Below are 16,396 nucleotides of genomic sequence, written 5' to 3'. Positions count from 1 at the left end.
CGACGGGCAACCTCGCCGCCCTCTGCCGGGCCCATCACCGGCTCAAGACCCACGGCCGCTGGCGATACCACCGCACCGGACCCGCGACGTACACCTGGACCAGCCCCCACGGCCACACCTACACCCGCGACGCCACCGGCACCGGGCCCGGTTGACGACCTCGCCCCGACACCCCGCCGCCCCACGGCGGGGCCGCCGGCATGCGGCGCCACAGCACTTGGGTCCGGCCATGGACTCCGCGCTGACCACCGTCGGGCTGCTGCTCGCGCTGGAATCATCATCTTCGGCCTCGGCCTGGACCTGACGCTCGACGACTTCCGGCGCGCGGGGCGGCACCCGAAGGCGGTGGCGGTCGCGCTGGCGTGCCGGCTGGTCGCCCTCCTGCGGTCTGCTTCGGCCTGGTGCTCGTCTTCGGCTCCGACCCGCTGCTCGGCATCGGCATGGTGCTGCTCGCATCGTCGCCCGGGGGCACCACCGCCAACCTGTTCAGCCACTCTTCCGTGGCGACGTGGCCCTCAACATCACCCCTGACCGCCATCAACTCGGTCATCTCGATGGTCACGCTGCCGCTTATCACCGGCCTCGCGATCGCCTGCTACGACCGCGGCGACGAGGTCGCGTTGCGGTTCGTGGAGATCGTCAAGGTGTTCGCGCTCATCCTGGTGCCGGTCGGCCTGGGCGGGCTCCTGCGCCGGCGGAACCCCGCGTTCCCCGCCCGCATGGACCGGCCGGTGCGTATCGGCTCCGCCCTCATCCTCGCGGTGCTGATCGTCGGCATCATGCTCGACCAGCGCGCGGACATCGAAGACCACCTCGCCGACGTCAGCCTCGTCGTGGGGTACGTCGTGCCGCGGGCGCTCGGCGTCATCTAGGCGCAGTCGATCGCCTCCTCCCGGGAGATCGGCGTGCACAACGGCACGCTGGCGATCTACGTGGCCGTCGAGGTGCTCGACAGCACCGAGATCTCCGTGCCGGCGGCGGTCTACTCCGTGCTGGTGCTCTTCCTCGCCGCCGGCTGGGGCGCGGGCATCAGCCGGCGCGCGGGTCAGCCGGCACCGAGCGCCGCAGCCACCTGAGGCGCGATCTCGCGCAACGCCTTGCCGCGGTGTGAGATCGCGTCCTTGGCGTCGGCGTCGAGCTCGGCCGTGGTCACCTGGTGGCCGTCGGCGGCGAACAGCACGTCGTAGCCGAAGCCGCCGCTGCCACGGACCTCGTGCAGCACCCGGCCGTCCATCCGGCCGTGCACCACCAGCTCGGTGCCGTCGGGGTGGCAGAACGCCACCGCGCACACGAAGTGGGCACTCCGGCGCTCGTCGGGCACGTCGGCGAGCTGGTGGAGCAGCAGTGCGTTGTTGCGGTCGTCGGCCCGTTGCCTGTCGGCACCGGGCGGACCCGACCACCGCGCGGACAGCACGCCCGGCATGCCGTTGAGGGCGTCGACGCACAGTCCGCTGTCGTCGGCCAGCGACGGCAGGCCGGTCGCCGCGAGCCCCGCCCGGGCCTTGAGCAGGGCGTTGCCCTGGAAGTCGGGCTCGTCCTCCACCGGCTCGTCGTACGCCGGCACGTCGTCCAGGCCGACCACCACGACCTCGGGCGCCTGCTCGGCCAGGATGCGCTGCATCTCGGCCAGCTTCTTGGCGTTGCGCGAGGCCAGGAAGACGCGGCTCACGACACCGGTCACAGGGCCAGCGCCTCTCGCTGCATCCGGGTGAGGTCGGCGCAGCCCCTCTCGCCGAGCGCCAGCAGGGCGTCGAGCTCGGAGCGCGTGAAGGCCGCGCCCTCCGCGGTGCCCTGGACCTCGACGAAGGCGCCCTCGCCGGTCATCACGATGTTCATGTCGGTCTCGGCGCGGACGTCCTCCTCGTAGGGCAGGTCGAGCCGCGGGACGCCGTCGACGATGCCGACGCTCACGGCGGCCACCGAGCCGGTGAGGGGCTCACCGGTCAGCGACCCGGCGCCCCGCAGGTGGGAGACGGCGTCGGCCAGCGCGACGTACGCGCCGGTGATCGCGGCCGTGCGGGTGCCACCGTCGGCCTGCAGGACGTCGCAGTCGAGCTGGATGGTGTTCTCGCCGAGCGCCTTGTAGTCGATGACGGCGCGCAGCGACCGGCCGATGAGCCGCGAGATCTCGTGGGTGCGACCGCCGATGCGGCCCTTGACCGACTCGCGGTCGGACCGGGTGTTGGTGGAGGCGGGGAGCATGGCGTACTCGGCGGTGACCCAGCCCAGCCCGGAGCCCTTGCGCCAGCGAGGCACCCCGACCGAGGCCGACGCGGCACACAGCACGCGGGTGCGGCCGAACTCCACGAGCACCGAGCCGGCGGCGTGGTCGAGCCAGTTGCGGGTGATGCGGATGTCGCGGAGCTGGTCGTCGGCACGGCCGTCGAGGCGGTTCTGGGTCATGGCCGCGATCCTAGGAGGCGTCACCGACGTGCTCGCACCTGAGGACCGGGCCCGGTCACCCCGTGGATGTCCGGACCCGGTCCCTGCCCCCTCCCCCGAGGAGGCAGCCTGTGGGGCGGTCCCTACTTGAACTCGATGCGCAGCAGGCGCGCGATGCCGAGCACGAGCGGGATCACCAGCCAGATGGTGCCGGAGGTGGCGAGCTGCGCCCACTGCTCGCCCGAGGGCGTGTAGTCACCGGTGAACAGCGGCGTCTGGGCGGTGTTGAACTCGATCCACGGCGCCACCCTCTCGAAGCCCGAGCTCAGCGCGCTCAGGATGCCCACCGCGATCGGCAGGATGAGGCTGTAGACGAAGTAGCCGACGATGGCGGCCGGCGTGTTCATGACGAGGGTCGCGATCGCGAAGCCGATCAGCACGCCGATCACGTTGGCGAGCACGAAGCCGTTGAACAGCAGGTTGCCGTCGACCGACCACTCCGGCGAGGCGCCGCTGGCGGAGCCGAGCAGCGTGCCGACCACCGCGATCAGCGAGGCGAGCACCATGACGGCGATGGCCAGCGCGAAGCCCGCGAGGAACTTGGCGACCACCACGCGGGAGCGCCGCGGCTCGAGGGTGAAGGTGACCAGGCCGTTGCGCTGGCTGGCCTCGCTCGTCACCAGCATGATGATGAGGATCGGCATGAAGTAGCCGAGCACGGCGCCGGAGATGCCCAGGAAGTCGCCGTAGTCCTTCGCGTCGTCGGGCGCGGTGAAGGCGTAGATCACCTGCACCACGAGCACGATCGCGAGGATCGAGATGGTGAACCAGCGGCCGGCCCGGGTGTCGAGCGCCTTGCGGAGCTCGACCTTGGCCAGCCGGGTCATCGGCACCTGGGTGGTGGAGCCGATGTCGATCGCTCCGGTGGCAGTGGTGGTGCTCATGCCTGGGCTCCTTCGGGGAGGGAATCGCGCTGGCTGTCGGAGGTGAGCTCGAGGAACAGGTCCTCGAGGCCGCCGTCCGCGGAGCGCAGGTCGGTGAGGACGACGGCGTGCTCGGCGGCGACCCGCCCGACGTCGATCGGCTGGGCCTCGACGCGCAGCCCAGGGCCGGCGGCGGTCACGGCATGCCCCCTGTCGGCGAGCGCCTTCGCGAGCAGGTCGTTGTCGAGGGAGGTGACGTTGGTGGTCAGGTGCTTGGCACCGGCCAGCAGCGAGGCCTTGTCGCCGCGCGCCACGATCCTGCCGCGGCCGATGAGGATCATCTCGTCGGCGATCAGCTCGACCTCGTTGAGCAGGTGGCTGGAGAGCAGCACCGTGCCGCCGCGGTCGGCGTAGCCCTTGAGCAGGCCGCGCATCCAGCGGATGCCCGCCGGGTCGAGGCCGTTGGCGGGCTCGTCGAGGATGAGGACCGACGGGTCGCCCAGCAGGGCGTGGGCGATCCCGAGGCGCTGCTTCATGCCGAGGGAGTAGTTGCGGAGCCGGCGCTTGGCCTCGGTCTCGTCGAGCGAGACCAGGTGGAGCATCTCGTCGACGCGGGAGGCGGGCAGGCCCATGGTCTCGGCGCCGATGGTGAGGATCTCCCGACCGGTGCGGCCGGCGTGCTGCGCCGAGGCGTCCAGCAGGACGCCGACGTGACGCCCGGGGTTGGGGATGTCCTCGTACAGGTGGCCCCCGATGGTCACCCGGCCGTGCGTGGGCTTGGTGAGACCGACCATGACGCGCATGGTGGTCGTCTTGCCGGCCCCGTTGGGGCCGAGGAAGCCGGTCACGCGACCGGGCTGCGCTGTGAAGCTGACGTCGTCGACGGCGCGGAAGCTGCCGTACGTCCTGGTGAGGCCTTCGACCTTGATCATGAGGACGAGTCTTCCGCGCCGCGACCCGGGGCACATCGGCCGCGAGCATGTCAGTCGCCCGACCAAAGTAGGGGGCGCCCCGCTCCCCCGGTCGGCTGCCGTACGGCGGCCGGGCGCCTAGCCTTGCGGCGTGGACGACCCCCGCCCCGAGCAGTACCAGCCGCCCCTGCGGTGGTACTCCCATGCGTGGCGGGTGGCGCTCTGCCTGGTCATCTCCGGCGCGGTGTGGGGCCCCGTCGCGGAGGCGCAGATCAGGGACCACCCCCTCATGCTCGCGCTCGACCTGGGCCTGGGCGCCGTGTCGTACGTCCTGATGTTCCTCCGCCGCCGCTGGCCCTTCACGATCGCGCTGGTGCTCGCCGTGATGACGGTGGTGTCCGGCGTCGCCGCCGGTCCGGGGACGCTGGCCGCGGTGTCGCTGGCGACCCGGCGCCGGCTCGTGCCGATCGTGGTCGCCGGCACGGTGGCCCTGGTGGCCGGGCTCGTCTACACCGACACCCAGCCGTATCCCAACGAGGAGCCGGCCTGGCTGACCTTCGCGTTCAGCGTGGTCATCACCGTGGGCATCATGGGCTGGGGCATGTTCATCGGCTCGCGGCGCGAGCTGCTGTGGACCCTGGAGAGCCGGGCCCTGCGCGCCGAGGCCGAGCAGGAGCTGCGCTCGGAGCAGGCGCGCAGCACCGAGCGGGCCCGGATCGCGCGGGAGATGCACGACGTGCTGGCCCACCGCATCTCACAGATCTCGATGCACGCCGGCGCCCTGGCCTACCGCGCCGACCTCGACGCCGGCGCGCTGCGCGAGGGCGTCGGCGAGATCCACGACCACGCCAACGAGGCGCTGACCGACCTGCGGAGCGTCCTCGGCGTGCTGCGCGACGAGGACGGGCGCCTCACCCACCAGCCGCAGCCGACGTACGACGACCTCACCGACCTCGTCGAGGAGGCACGGTCGGTGGGCATGCACGTGGACTTCCGCGACCGGCTGGAGGGGGGTGCTCCACCGGAGGTGGTGGGCCGCACGCTCTACCGCATCGTGCAGGAGGGGCTCACCAACGCGCGCAAGCACGCTCCCGGTGCCCTCGTGAGCGTCCGCATCACCGGCGACCCCGAGCGCGGCGTCGACGTCGTGCTGCGCAACCCGATCGGCTTCGGGCGGACCGTCGCACCGACGTCCGGCCTGGGCCTGGTGGGGCTGACCGAGCGCGCCACCCTGCGCGGAGGGCGCCTCGCGCACCGCCGGGAGGGGTCGTCCTTCGTCCTCCACGGGTGGATCCCGTGGGCGGCGTGATGCCCGCGGCGCCCGTCACGCGGGTGCTGATCGTCGATGACGACCCCCTCGTGCGCTCCGCGCTCGGGCTGATGCTCGGCGGCCAGGAGGACCTCGAGGTCGTCGGCGAGGCGGCCGACGGCCGCGCCGGGATGGCCCAGGTCGACGCGCTGTCGCCCGACGTGGTGCTCATGGACATCCGGATGCCGGTCGTGAACGGGCTGGACGCCACGCGGCTCCTCCACGAGCGGGCCCACCCACCGCGGGTCATCGTGCTCACCACCTTCGACGCCGACGACTACGTCGTGGGTGCGCTCGAGGCCGGGGCCGACGGCTTCCTGCTCAAGGACACCCCGCCGCCGCAGATCGTGGAGGCGATCCGCAAGGTCGCCGACGGCGAGGCGATGCTCTCCCCCAGCGCCACCCGCACCGTGGTCGACCGGTTGCGCAGCAACGGCTCCGACGGCCGCTCGGCCGAGGCGGAGCGACGGCTCTCCCAGCTCACCGACCGCGAGCGGGAGGTGGCCGTGGCCGTCGGCCGCGGGCTGAGCAACGCCCAGATCGCCGGCGAGCTCTACCTCTCCGTGCCGACCGTCAAGGCCTACGTGTCGCGCCTGTTCGACAAGCTCGGCACCACCAACCGCGTGCAGATCGCGATCTGCGTCCACGACGCCGGACTCGTCTGAGCGGTGTCGCATAACCTGTGTATCCCGGCGGCGACGGGATACCGAGCAACATCTGCGTCGCGCCGACCACGTCGAGCGGGATGCCGAGCGGGGTGCCGCGTGTGGCGGCTGGACGTGACAGATGTGGTCGAGCGGGGAGTGGCGGTAGGCAGGCTGTGAGGTCACGTGTGGAGCGCGAGCCGGCACAGGCGACGGCAGGACTCCGTCGCCCCTTCGGCGGCGACGACGGGAGCGCCGGTGCACGCCGCGCGCGCCCACGTCGCCCGATCGACGGACCGGCCGACGACCCGGCGCTGAGCCGTCTGGCCGAGCTGGCCGCCACGCTCCTGCATGCCGCCTCGGCGCAGGTGTCGGTGGTGATCGACGGGGAGGTCGTGGTGTCGGGCGCCGGTGTGGCCGCCGGCGGGCTGGATGTCGAGATCCCTGCCGAGCCGTCCCTGGGTGCGGTGACGGTCGAGGCGACGGCCCCGGTGGTCGTCCGGCACGCCTCCGCCGACGGCCGGGTCAGTGCCCTGGCTCCGGTCAGGTCCGGCGCAGTGGGGGCCTACCTCGGTGTCCCCCTGGTGGCCGACGGGCACACGGTCGGGGCGCTGTGCGTCTTCGAGCAGGAGCCGCGGGAGTGGACCGACCAGGACGTCGCCGTGCTCTCCCTGCTGACCGCCCCGGTGCTGGCCGAGCTCGAGTTCGCGGCGCTGGAGGCCGGGTACGACGCCGACCGCCTGCTCTGGGGGCTGGGCGTCGATGCCGCCGGAGTGGGGGTCTACGACTGGGACCTGACCACCGGTGCGCTGAGGTGGGACGAGAGGCTGCTGCAGCTCTTCGGCCTGGACCGGCACACCTTCGGCGGCGACTTCGAGGCGTTCGCGGACTCGGTCCATCCCGAGGACCGCGACTGGGTCACCCAGGAGCTGAGCGGCGTGATCGACACGTGCGGCAGCGTCGACATCGAGTATCGCATCGTCCTGCCCGCAGGCGCCGTACGGTGGATCAGCGCCCGCGGCCAGGTGGTGCCCGGTCCCGACGGCAGGGCCGTGCGGCTGCTGGGAGCCGCCTTCGACAGCACCGCGGTCCGGGACGGCGACGCCAGGGTCGCGCGGATCCTGGAGGCGATGCCGTCCGCGTTCTTCCAGCTGGACCCGCGGTGGCGCTTCACCTACGCCAACGCCGAGGCGATGCGGCTGCTCGGTGGCGTCGCCACGGACGTCGTAGGCCAGGTGATCTGGGACCTCTTCCCCGCAGCGGTGGGCACGGAGTTCGAGGCGAGCTACCGCCGCGCGGCCGAGACCGCACAGCCCGTCTCGTTCGAGGCCTACTACCCGCCACCCCTGGACGACTGGTACGAGGTCCGGGCCTGGCCGACCCCGGACGGGTTGTCGGTCTACTTCCACGACATCACCGCCCGGCGCGCGGCCGAGGAGGCCATCGCCCGGGCGGCCCGGCGCAGCGCCCTGCTGGCCGACGCGACCCGGATGCTGACCGACACCCTCGACGCCGAGGAGGGCGTGGCCCGCTTGGCCGAGCTGATCGCCCCGGATCTCTGCGACTGGTGCGTGGTCACGCTCGTCGACGGCGACCCGACGTCGGGGTCGGCCCCCGGATGGCGGCATCGCCTGCGGGACATCGCCACCTGGCACGCCGATCCCGACGCCCGCCCGCTGGTGGCTCGCTACGCCGAGACCAGGATCCCCGCTCTCACCGACGGCTCGTTCCTCGCTCGCGCCCTCACCGCCAGCGAGCCCGTGCTGATCGGCGGGAGGGCGGCTGACGCCATCGCGGCCGTGCTCGCACCGGGGGAGGCACGAGACCTGTGCGAGCGGCTCGCGCCGTCCTCGGCAGCGGTCGTGCCCCTGCGAGGACGGGGGCGCACCAACGGCCTGCTCACCGTCTTCCGGGGCAGCGAGCGACCGCCGTTCACCACCGAGGACCTCGACACGCTGCGCGACCTGGGCGGCCGCGCCGGCCTGGCGCTGGACAACGCCCGTGCCTACGCCCAGCAGCGCGACCTCGCCGAGGGCCTGCAGCGGAGCCTGCTGACCGAGCCGCCCCCGTCCGACCACGTGCAGGTGGTGGTGCGCTACGAGCCGGCGGCCGAGGTCGCCCAGGTGGGCGGCGACTGGTACGACTCCTTCCGTCAGCACGACGGCGCCACCACCGTGGTGATCGGCGACGTGGTGGGGCACGACACCGCAGCGGCGGCCGCCATGGGCCAGGTGCGCAGCCTGCTGCGGGGCATCGCGGTGACCACCGGCGACGGTCCTGCCGAGGTGCTGCGCCGGGTGGACGAGGCGATGTCGATGCTGCACGTCGACACCACCGCGACCGCGGTGGTGGCCCGCCTGGAGCAGACCGGGGACGACGAGCCCGAGGGGTCCATGCGGCTGAGGTGGTCCAACGCCGGCCACCCTCCGCCGCTCATGGCCGTCGTCCCCGTCGGCCCCGACGGGCCGGCCACGCAGCCGCCCACGGCCGCCGTCGAGGTGAGGGACATGTGGGCGGCGGACACCGACCTGCTGCTGGGCCTCGACCCGCACCTCCTGCGCACCGAGACCCACGCCGTGCTTCCCCGCGGTGCCACGGTCCTGCTGTACACCGACGGACTGGTCGAGAGCAGGACCCAGACCTTCGACGACGGCATCGAGCGCCTGCGCACGGTGCTCGCCGACGTCGCCACGGAGGGCGTCCCGCTGGACGAGCTGGGTGACCAGGTGCTGCGCCGCATGCTGCCGGTCCGCCCCGAGGACGACGTCGCCCTCGTCGCGGTGCGGATCCTCGACGACCCGGCACCAGGCGCCTGAGCCTCTCGCCGGGGACCCGGGGCTCTCAGATGTCGTACGTCGCCCCGGGCACCGCGAGATCGAGCGGCCCGGACCACCGTGCCTGCGCCTCGGCGTGCACGACCTGCGGGTCGTGCCAGGGCGGGATGTGGGTGAGCACCAGCCGCCCGACCCCGGCCCGGGCGGCGGCCTCGCCGCAGTCGGCGCCGGTGAGGTGGATCGAGGGCGGGGTGTCGTCGTGCTCCTGGAACGACGCCTCCGCGAGGAGGAGGTCGGCCCCGGCCGCGACGGCCTCCAGCCCGGCACACGGGGCGGTGTCGCCGCTGTAGGCCAGCGTGCCCCGGCCGTCGGTGACGCGCAGCCCGTAGGCCGGCACCGGGTGCTCGACCGGGATCGCCTCGACGGTGAAGGGCCCGATGGCCACGGGGTCCCCCCACACGCGGAAGTCGAACTCCTCGGTCATCCCCGGGGCCTCGGGGAGGTCGTAGGCGCGGGCCATCCGCCCGGCTGTGCCCTCGGGCCCGTAGACGGGAATGCGCGGCTGCGGCCCGCGCGGGTGGTACTTGCGCAGCACGTGGTAGCCGCACAGGTCGAGGCAGTGGTCGGCGTGCAGGTGGCTCAGCAGCACGGCGTCGACCTCGAGCGGGTCGGCGTACCGGTGCAGCGCGCCGAGGGCACCGTTGCCGAGGTCCATCACGATGCGCCACGTGCGGCCCTCGTGCTGCGCCTCGAGCAGGTAGCAGCTCGCGGCCGACTCCGGGCCGGGATAGGAGCCCGAGCAGCCCACGACGGTGAGTCTCATGCCCGGCCCCCGGCGTACTGGCGGGCGGCGTGCAGCTCGGGCCCGAGGAACCGGCGGCCGATCGTCTCGAACTCGTCGGCCTGCCCGGTGGTGACGAAGGTGTACGACGGCTCGTCGACGCCGCTCATCAGGTCGTGCCGGGCGAGGAGCCGGTAGACGTCCTTGGCGCACTCCTCGGCCGAGCTGACCAGCGTGACCGCGTCGCCCACCACGTAGGAGATGACGCCGGTGAGCAGCGGGTAGTGCGTGCACCCGAGGATGAGCGTGTCCACCCCGGCGGTGACCAACGGGTCGAGGTAGTCGTGGGCGGCCGCCATCAGCTCGGGCCCGGAGGTCACCCCGGCCTCGACGAAGTCGACGAAGCGGGGGCACGCCCGGGTGGAGAGGACCACCTGCGGGGCGGCGGCGAAGGCGTCGTCGTAGGCGAGCGACTCCGCCGTGGCGCGGGTGCAGATGACGCCGATGCGCCCCGACCGCGTGGCGGCCACGGCACGGCGGGTGGCGGGCAGGATCACCTCGACGACGGGGACGTCGTACCGCTCACGGGCGTCGCGCAGCATCGCCGCGCTCGCCGAGTTGCACGCGATGACCAGCGCCTTGACGCCCTGCTCGACGAGGTGGTCCAGGCACTCGAGGGCGTACTCGCGCACCTCCCCGATCGGCTTGGCGCCGTAGGGCTGCCGGGCGGTGTCCCCGAGGTAGACGATCGACTCGTGGGGCAGCTGGTCGATGACCGACCTCGCGACGGTGAGGCCACCGAATCCGGAGTCGAAGATCCCGATCGGCGCGTCGACACCGGCGGGGGCGGTCACTGCTGGCACGACGGACAGGCTAGGCCACCCGGGGCGCGCAGACCCGGGTTGGCGACACACGTCACGTCGATGCCCGCGTCCGCCGGACCGGCGCCTACCCTCGTGCGGTGACCTCTCGGACCCGTCGCCCCCTCCCGCTCGCCACCGCGGTGGCCTCGCTCGCCGTCGTGGCCGGCGTCGCGTGCACCGCGGCCGCCGAGCGTGACCCCCAGGTGCACCTCAGCGGGTCGTCGACCGGCGCCTCGGGCTCCGCGGGCGCCGGAACGGCGGCCTCGGTCGTCACCGTCTCGATCGACGCGCTCAATCCCCGTGCCCTGCGCGTGCTGGGGCGGGCCGCCACCCCGACGCTCCACCGGCTCATCGACCGGGGCGCGTCCACGCTCAACGCCCGCACCGAGCGAGAGCTGACCCTCACCCTGCCCAACCACACGGGCATGGTCACCGGGCGCCGCGTCGAGGCGTCCACGGGCGGCCACGGGGTCACCTGGAACGACACCCGCACGACGCCGGCCACCGTGCAGGCGGCGGCCGGGCACCAGGTCGACTCGGTGTTCACGGTGCTCGACCAGGCGGGCCTGGGCTCCGCGGTCTTCGCGAGCAAGCCGAAGTTCTCGCTGTGGCAGCGCTCGTGGCCCACCGCCATCGACAAGCTCGAGATCACCAAGGGCAACGGCGCGCTCGTCCGTCACGTGGTCGCCGACCTCTCCAACCCCCGCGCCTACCGCTTCGTGCACCTCTCGGCCCCCGACGACGCCGGCCACGAGCACGGGTTCATGTCGCGGAGGTACCTCACCGCCGTCAAGCGGACCGACCGGCGCCTGGGGAGGCTCGTCGCCGCCATCGACGCCGACCCGGCGCTGCGGCGGGACACGGTGCTGGTGGTGACCGCCGACCACGGCGGCAAGGGCGTGAGCCACTCGATGCCCACGGTGTTCGCCAACTACCGCGTCCCCTTCATCGTGCGCGGGCCCGGCGTGCCCGCCGGCACCGACCTCTACGACCTCAACCCCGACTACCGCGACCCGAAGCGGGCCCGCACGACCTACGCCGGTCCCCAGCCGGTGCGCAACGGCGACGTCGCCAACCTCGTCACCTCCCTCCTCGGCCTGCCCGCCGTCCCCGGCAGCGAGCACGACGCGGGGCAGGACCTGGACGTCTACGCCCGCTGACGGCTGGTCGGGAAGACAGTGCCAAGCCCGGCCTACAGCTCCCCCCGACGCGGCCACGGGTTGAACCGGCACCCGTCCGTGCCCTTGGACTGCTGCATCATCACCGGCGCGAGCCGGCCGGGGCCGGGGCACCCGACGTGGCCGCGGCCCAGCCAGTGCCCGGTCTCGTGGTTGACGACGAGGTGCCGGTAGTCGCGCACCGAGCGACCGGCGGCGTTCCATGCCGGTGAGGCGTGCAGCCAGCGGGCCTGGTTGACCACCACGAAGCGGCCGACGCGGCAGCTCCACATCACGCTGCACGTGCCGCTGAAGCGCGGCAGCCACGACGCCTCGGCCAGCACCAGCGTGAAGTCGCCGCCCCGGGCCACGCGGCGCAGCACGGTGCCGCCGCCGCGCCAGCCCCGCGCGTCGTCGTACGTCTGCTGCGCCTGGCGCCGGAACTCCCGCACGCTGGTGGTGATCCGGCCCCGGGTCTGCACGGAGTACGTCGCGACCCGGCGCCGCTCGACGCGGTGCCTGATCCACCGGCCGGGCGAGACGGCGACCGCCGGCTCGAAGCCCTCCGCGGCGGCGGTCACCACGACCTGGATCCTGGTGCCGACGTCCCGGTGCCCCAGCTCGAGGCGGCGCCCGGTGGCACCGCGGATCGGTACGCCGTCGCGCAGCCAGTGGTACGCCGTGGACGTGGGCCGCGGCGTCCACCGGCCGGGACGGGCGCGCAGGATGCGGGAGAACCGCGCGACGCCCTCGGCCTCGGGCCGCTCGGTGCTGACGACGGGCGCGCGCCGCTCCGCGGGCGCGGCCACCGCGGAGGTGGGGGCCGCCGGGGCGAGCAGCACCGCGGCCAGGAGCAGGGGCGTCAGGCGCACCCCTGACACCCTAGGCCCACAGCTGGCCCTCGAGCCGGTCCTCCGCCTCGTCGACGGTGCCCTCGTAGGCGCCGGTGGAGAGGTACTTCCAGCCGCCGTCGCACACGATGAACGCGATGTCGGCGCGCTCCCCCGCCTTGACCGCCTTGGCCGCCTGGCCGAGCGCCGCGTGCAGGATCGCGCCGGTGGAGATGCCGGCGAAGATCCCCTCGAGCTCGAGCAGCTCGCGCACCCGGCGTACGGCGTCGCGCGGGCCGACGGAGAAGCGGGAGTCGATCAGGTCGGCGTCGTAGAGCTCAGGCACGAAGCCCTCGTCGAGGTTGCGCAGGCCGTAGACCAGCTCGCCGTAGCGCGGCTCGGCGGCGACGATCGTCACCTCGGGCTTGGCCCGGCGGAAGTGGCGGGAGACGCCCATCAGCGTGCCGGTCGTGCCGAGCCCCGCCACGAAGTGGGTGATCTCGGGCAGGTCGGCCAGGATCTCCGGGCCGGTGCCCTCCTCGTGCGCGAGGGCGTTGGCGGGGTTGCCGTACTGGTAGAGCATCACCCAGTCGGGGTGCTCCTCGGCGACCCGCTTCGCCACCCGCACCGCCTCGTTGGAGCCACCGGCCGCGGGTGAGGAGACGATCTCGGCGCCCCACATGCGCAGCAGCTGGCGGCGCTCCTCGGAGGTGTTCTCCGGCATCACGCAGACGATGCGGTAGTTCTTGAGCTTGGCCGCCATCGCCAGGGAGATGCCGGTGTTGCCGGAGGTCGGCTCGAGGATGGTGCAACCCGGCCGCAGGGTGCCGTCCTTCTCGGCCATCTCGATCATCTTCAGCGCCGGCCGGTCCTTGATGGAGCCGGTCGGGTTGCGGTCCTCGAGCTTCGCCCACAGCCGTACGTCGGCGGACGGCGAGATCCGCGGCAGGCCCACGAGCGGGGTGCCACCGACGGACTGGAGCAGGTCGTCGTAGCGCATCCCACCAGCATGACATCCGGGCGGGCGCGGGCCGTGCGGTGTCCGCTAACGCAGGAATCGCTCGGGGTCGAAGTCGTCCAGGGCGATGATGCGCACCCGGGGCAGCGGCACCTTGAACGCGCCGACGTCGTCCTCGAGGTCGTGGACGGGCAGGTCGATGTGGTCGAACGCGGTGCTGGCGTACTCGCGCAGGGCGATCAGGCCGACCCGGCGGCCGTCGCCCATCAGCCGCTCGACGTGGTCGACGAAGTCGGCGTCGTGGGTGCACAGCAGCACGTCCGCGTCGTCGTGGCCGACCAGCGCGTCGAGGGTGCGCTGGATGCCGATGTCGACGACCTTCTCGTCGCTGCGGCCGGCCAGCGGGACGGGGCGGTAGTCCATGGCGAGCAGCGCCTGGACGAAGTTGGCCGGCAGCTGGCCGTTGGAGGCGTTGAGGAAGAACAGGCCGGTGACCGGCTGGTCCCACAGCCGCTGGGCGTAGTCGGTCACCCGCTCCCAGCGCGGTCGCTCCTCGGGCAGCGGGCGCCGCCCGAGCAGGGAGCTGCCGAGGGTGGCGTCGATGTTCTCGCCGTCGACGATGACGTAGGTGCGCCTCACGGGCTCGGCTCCATGCCGGGGAGCCTAGACCCGACGGTGCTCAGCAGCCGCCGGCGACGGCCGGGAGCACGACGACCTGGTCACCGTCGCTCAGGCCGGCCTGCAGGCCGCCGATGAAGCGGACGTCCTCGTCGTTGATGTAGACGTTGACGAACCGGCGCAGGTCTCCCCCGCCGTCGGAGTCCTCGAGCAGCCGGCCGGCGATGCCGGGGTAGGACGACTCGAGGTCCTCGATCAGCGTGGCCAGCGTGTCGCCCTCGGCGCTCACGGCCTTCTCGCCGCCGGTGTAGGTGCGCAGGATGGTGGGGATCCGGACCTCGATGGCCATCAGGTGGTGCTCGCTTCCAGCTCGGGTACCACGACGACCTCTTCCTCGGTCACCGTGCCGTCGATGATTCTGTAGGACCTGAACTCCACGGGGCCCTCGTTATTCCCGCGCTCGCGGGTGCTGACGAGCACGTAGTGGGCGTTCGGCTCGCCCGCCAGGCCGATGTCGGTGCGGCTGGGGTACGCCTCGGTGGCGGTGTGGGAGTGGTAGACGACCACCGGCTCCTCGTCGCGGTCGTCCATGTCCCGGTAGAGCCGCAGCAGGTCGGTGGAGTCGAACTCGTAGAACGTCGGGCTCCCCGCCGCGTTGACCATCTCGACGAGCCGCTCGGGACGGTCGCTGCCCGCGGGCCCCGCGACGACCCCGCACGCCTCGTCGGGGTGGTCGCGCTTGGCGTGCGCCACGATCGCGTCGTACGTCGCCTGGTCGAGAGTCAGCACGTCCCCAGCGTAGGCAGCGCGGGCGCAGGGTCCCGCCGGGCCCACGATGTGGGAGGGGTGCCCTGCCGGTCGCGGCGCAGGGAGCGTGCTCGTGGTCCCCTGACGGCCACGCCCGAGTCGCCGCCGAGGAGCTGACAGGCGATTTGGCGCGCCCTGCGCCGGGACGTATCTTCACGTCGAGAGACAACGGGGAGGTGCCGGCGGTGAGGAGCTCCGCGGCGACGCCGCTGACCCGCCGGGGGATCCCCCTCGACCCCGACCTCCGGGTGCTGGCCCTGAGCTCGTTCGCCAACCGCTTCGGTGCCGGCGCGGTGATGACGACCAGCGCCCTCTACTTCACCCGGCACGTCGGCTTCACCGCCACCGAGGTCGCCCTGGCGCTGTCGGTCGCGGCGTTCGCCGGGATCTTCGTGCAGGTGCCGGCGGGCCACCTCGGCGACGTCCGCGGGCCGCGCGAGGTGCTGATGGCCCTGATGGCCGGTGCCGCGCTCTTCAGCTTCCCGCCCGTGCTCGCCACGGCCCCGTGGACGCTGGCGGCGCTGCTGACGCTGCTGACGGTCTTCGAGCGGGCAGCGGGCGCGGTCAACCAGGGCGTGATCGCCCAGCTGGCCACGGGCGGCCGCGGCGTGCTCTTCAAGGCCTACCTGCGCGCGGTCACCAACACCGCGATCGCCCTCGGCTCGGTGTTCGGCGGCGCCGCCCTGGTCGTCGACGAGGCGTGGGCCTACGTCGCGGTCTTCGCGCTCAACGCGGCGTTCACCGGCCTCGCCGCGTGGAACTGCACCCGGCTCCCCCACCTGCCGCCGTACCAGCGGGCAGTGGGCGAGCCGCGCCTCGCGGTGCTGCGTGACCTGCCCTTCGTGGTCATCACGATCATCACCGGCATCTTCAACCTCCACTTCTTCGTGATGGAGCTGGGCCTGGCGCTCTACATCTCCGAGCGCACCACCGCACCGACGGTGATGGTCGCGGTGCTGCTGCTGCTCAACACCGTCATGGTGGCCCTGTTCCAGGTGCGGCTCTCCCGCGGCGCCGACTCCGTGGAGGCGGGCGCGAAGGCCCTCGTCACGGGAGGCTGGTTCATCGCCGTCGGGTTCGTCGTCGTTGGCCTGGCCGACCGCGGGTCGTGGTGGTTCGTCATCGCCGCCCTGGTCGTGGGCTCGCTGGTGCACGTGGTCGGCGAGATGATCGGCTCCGGCGGCCAGTGGAGCCTCCAGATGGGCCTCGCGCCGCACGAGCGACAGGGCCAGTACCAGGGCTTCTCGGGCCTCGGCTTCTCCGTGATGGCCGTCGTCGGGCCGCCGGTCGTGACCTTCTTCTGCGTCGAGCAGGGTGAGCGCGGCTGGGTGATGCTCGCGGCGATCACGGTCGTCACCGCACTGGCGTCGGTGCCCGCGGCCCGGTGGGCGCTGTCCACCCGCGAGAGGTACGGCGTCACCACGCACTCCGGATAGGCC

At 73.0% G+C, this 16,396-nt stretch carries 18 protein-coding genes; 7 read left to right on the top strand and 11 right to left on the bottom strand.

Annotation, left to right across the window (positions count from 1 at the left end):
• Positions 1-362 precede the first annotated feature (362 nt).
• Together QZX64_RS09085 and QZX64_RS09080 are read left to right on the top strand one after the other, a co-directional pair.
• Positions 363-872, top strand: a complete 510-nt coding sequence (locus QZX64_RS09085; protein WP_295658533.1) for a bile acid:sodium symporter family protein — start codon at positions 363-365, stop codon at positions 870-872.
• Positions 873-905: 33 nt separating this feature from the next.
• Complete coding sequence (locus QZX64_RS09080) at positions 906-1,076, top strand: hypothetical protein (RefSeq protein WP_295658532.1); 171 nt, start codon at positions 906-908, stop codon at positions 1,074-1,076.
• Here the strand turns inward: QZX64_RS09080 and rdgB are convergent.
• From rdgB to QZX64_RS09060, 4 genes are all read right to left on the bottom strand, one after another.
• A complete protein-coding gene (gene rdgB, locus QZX64_RS09075) occupies positions 1,046-1,681 on the bottom strand; it encodes an RdgB/HAM1 family non-canonical purine NTP pyrophosphatase (protein WP_295658530.1) in 636 nt (211 codons plus the stop codon). The two genes, QZX64_RS09080 and rdgB, sit on opposite strands and share 31 nt — an antisense overlap.
• On the bottom strand, positions 1,678-2,403 hold the full coding sequence (rph, locus tag QZX64_RS09070; RefSeq protein ID WP_295658529.1) for a ribonuclease PH: 726 nt from the start codon (positions 2,401-2,403) through the stop codon (positions 1,678-1,680). The genes rdgB and rph overlap by 4 nt, the downstream gene beginning before the upstream one ends.
• Before the next feature lie 122 nt (positions 2,404-2,525).
• Positions 2,526-3,326 (bottom strand): ABC transporter permease subunit, encoded by an 801-nt coding sequence (locus tag QZX64_RS09065; protein ID WP_295658527.1) that lies wholly within the window; start codon positions 3,324-3,326, stop codon positions 2,526-2,528.
• Positions 3,323-4,237: an ABC transporter ATP-binding protein gene (locus tag QZX64_RS09060; RefSeq protein WP_295658525.1), complete on the bottom strand. Its 915-nt coding sequence runs from the start codon at positions 4,235-4,237 to the stop codon at positions 3,323-3,325. Before QZX64_RS09060 ends, QZX64_RS09065 begins: the two co-directional genes overlap by 4 nt.
• A 130-nt stretch (positions 4,238-4,367) precedes the next feature.
• Between QZX64_RS09060 and QZX64_RS09055 the strand changes: the two genes are divergently transcribed.
• From QZX64_RS09055 to QZX64_RS09045, 3 genes are all read left to right on the top strand, one after another.
• Positions 4,368-5,525 (top strand): histidine kinase, encoded by a 1,158-nt coding sequence (locus tag QZX64_RS09055; protein ID WP_295658524.1) that lies wholly within the window; start codon positions 4,368-4,370, stop codon positions 5,523-5,525.
• Positions 5,525-6,190, top strand: coding sequence for a response regulator transcription factor (locus QZX64_RS09050; RefSeq protein ID WP_295658522.1), 666 nt, complete (start codon positions 5,525-5,527; stop codon positions 6,188-6,190). Before QZX64_RS09055 ends, QZX64_RS09050 begins: the two co-directional genes overlap by 1 nt.
• A gap of 155 nt (positions 6,191-6,345) precedes the next feature.
• Positions 6,346-8,985, top strand: coding sequence for a SpoIIE family protein phosphatase (locus QZX64_RS09045; protein ID WP_295658521.1), 2,640 nt, complete (start codon positions 6,346-6,348; stop codon positions 8,983-8,985).
• Positions 8,986-9,010: 25 nt separating this feature from the next.
• Here QZX64_RS09045 and QZX64_RS09040 read toward each other — a convergent pair whose 3' ends face one another.
• Both QZX64_RS09040 and murI read right to left on the bottom strand, forming a co-directional pair.
• Entirely contained in the window at positions 9,011-9,766 is a 756-nt protein-coding gene (locus tag QZX64_RS09040) for an MBL fold metallo-hydrolase (RefSeq protein ID WP_295658520.1), read from the bottom strand.
• Positions 9,763-10,587, bottom strand: a complete 825-nt coding sequence (gene murI / locus QZX64_RS09035) for a glutamate racemase (protein ID WP_295658519.1) — start codon at positions 10,585-10,587, stop codon at positions 9,763-9,765. The genes QZX64_RS09040 and murI overlap by 4 nt, the downstream gene beginning before the upstream one ends.
• A 98-nt stretch (positions 10,588-10,685) precedes the next feature.
• Between murI and QZX64_RS09030 the strand changes: the two genes are divergently transcribed.
• The gene (locus tag QZX64_RS09030) at positions 10,686-11,747 is read left to right on the top strand and encodes an alkaline phosphatase family protein (protein WP_295658517.1); all 1,062 of its coding nucleotides are present in this window, start codon (positions 10,686-10,688) and stop codon (positions 11,745-11,747) included.
• Positions 11,748-11,779: 32 nt separating this feature from the next.
• On the opposite strand, the gene QZX64_RS09025 is transcribed toward QZX64_RS09030, so the two are convergent.
• Genes QZX64_RS09025 through QZX64_RS09005 form a run of 5 tightly spaced genes read right to left on the bottom strand, consistent with a single transcriptional unit; the run spans position 11,780 to position 14,939 of the window.
• Positions 11,780-12,616, bottom strand: coding sequence for a DUF3152 domain-containing protein (locus tag QZX64_RS09025; protein WP_295658515.1), 837 nt, complete (start codon positions 12,614-12,616; stop codon positions 11,780-11,782).
• 10 nt (positions 12,617-12,626) lie between these two features.
• Entirely contained in the window at positions 12,627-13,574 is a 948-nt protein-coding gene (locus QZX64_RS09020) for a PLP-dependent cysteine synthase family protein (RefSeq protein WP_295658514.1), read from the bottom strand.
• Positions 13,575-13,619: 45 nt separating this feature from the next.
• A complete protein-coding gene (locus QZX64_RS09015; RefSeq protein ID WP_295658513.1) occupies positions 13,620-14,171 on the bottom strand; it encodes an NYN domain-containing protein in 552 nt (183 codons plus the stop codon).
• Between the two features lie 40 nt (positions 14,172-14,211).
• Positions 14,212-14,499, bottom strand: coding sequence for a MoaD/ThiS family protein (locus QZX64_RS09010; protein ID WP_295658512.1), 288 nt, complete (start codon positions 14,497-14,499; stop codon positions 14,212-14,214).
• On the bottom strand, positions 14,499-14,939 hold the full coding sequence (locus tag QZX64_RS09005; protein ID WP_295658511.1) for a M67 family metallopeptidase: 441 nt from the start codon (positions 14,937-14,939) through the stop codon (positions 14,499-14,501). Before QZX64_RS09005 ends, QZX64_RS09010 begins: the two co-directional genes overlap by 1 nt.
• Positions 14,940-15,142: 203 nt before the next feature.
• On the opposite strand from QZX64_RS09005, the gene QZX64_RS09000 reads away from it, so the two are divergent.
• A complete protein-coding gene (locus tag QZX64_RS09000; protein ID WP_295658509.1) occupies positions 15,143-16,393 on the top strand; it encodes an MFS transporter in 1,251 nt (416 codons plus the stop codon).
• Positions 16,394-16,396 lie beyond the last annotated feature (3 nt).

Origin of the sequence: uncultured Nocardioides sp., assembly GCF_902805925.1 — a bacterium.
GTDB lineage: Bacteria > Actinomycetota > Actinomycetes > Propionibacteriales > Nocardioidaceae > Nocardioides.
Note: the sequence above shows the minus strand (reverse complement) of the source record. Positions and strands in the feature narration are given on the sequence as shown.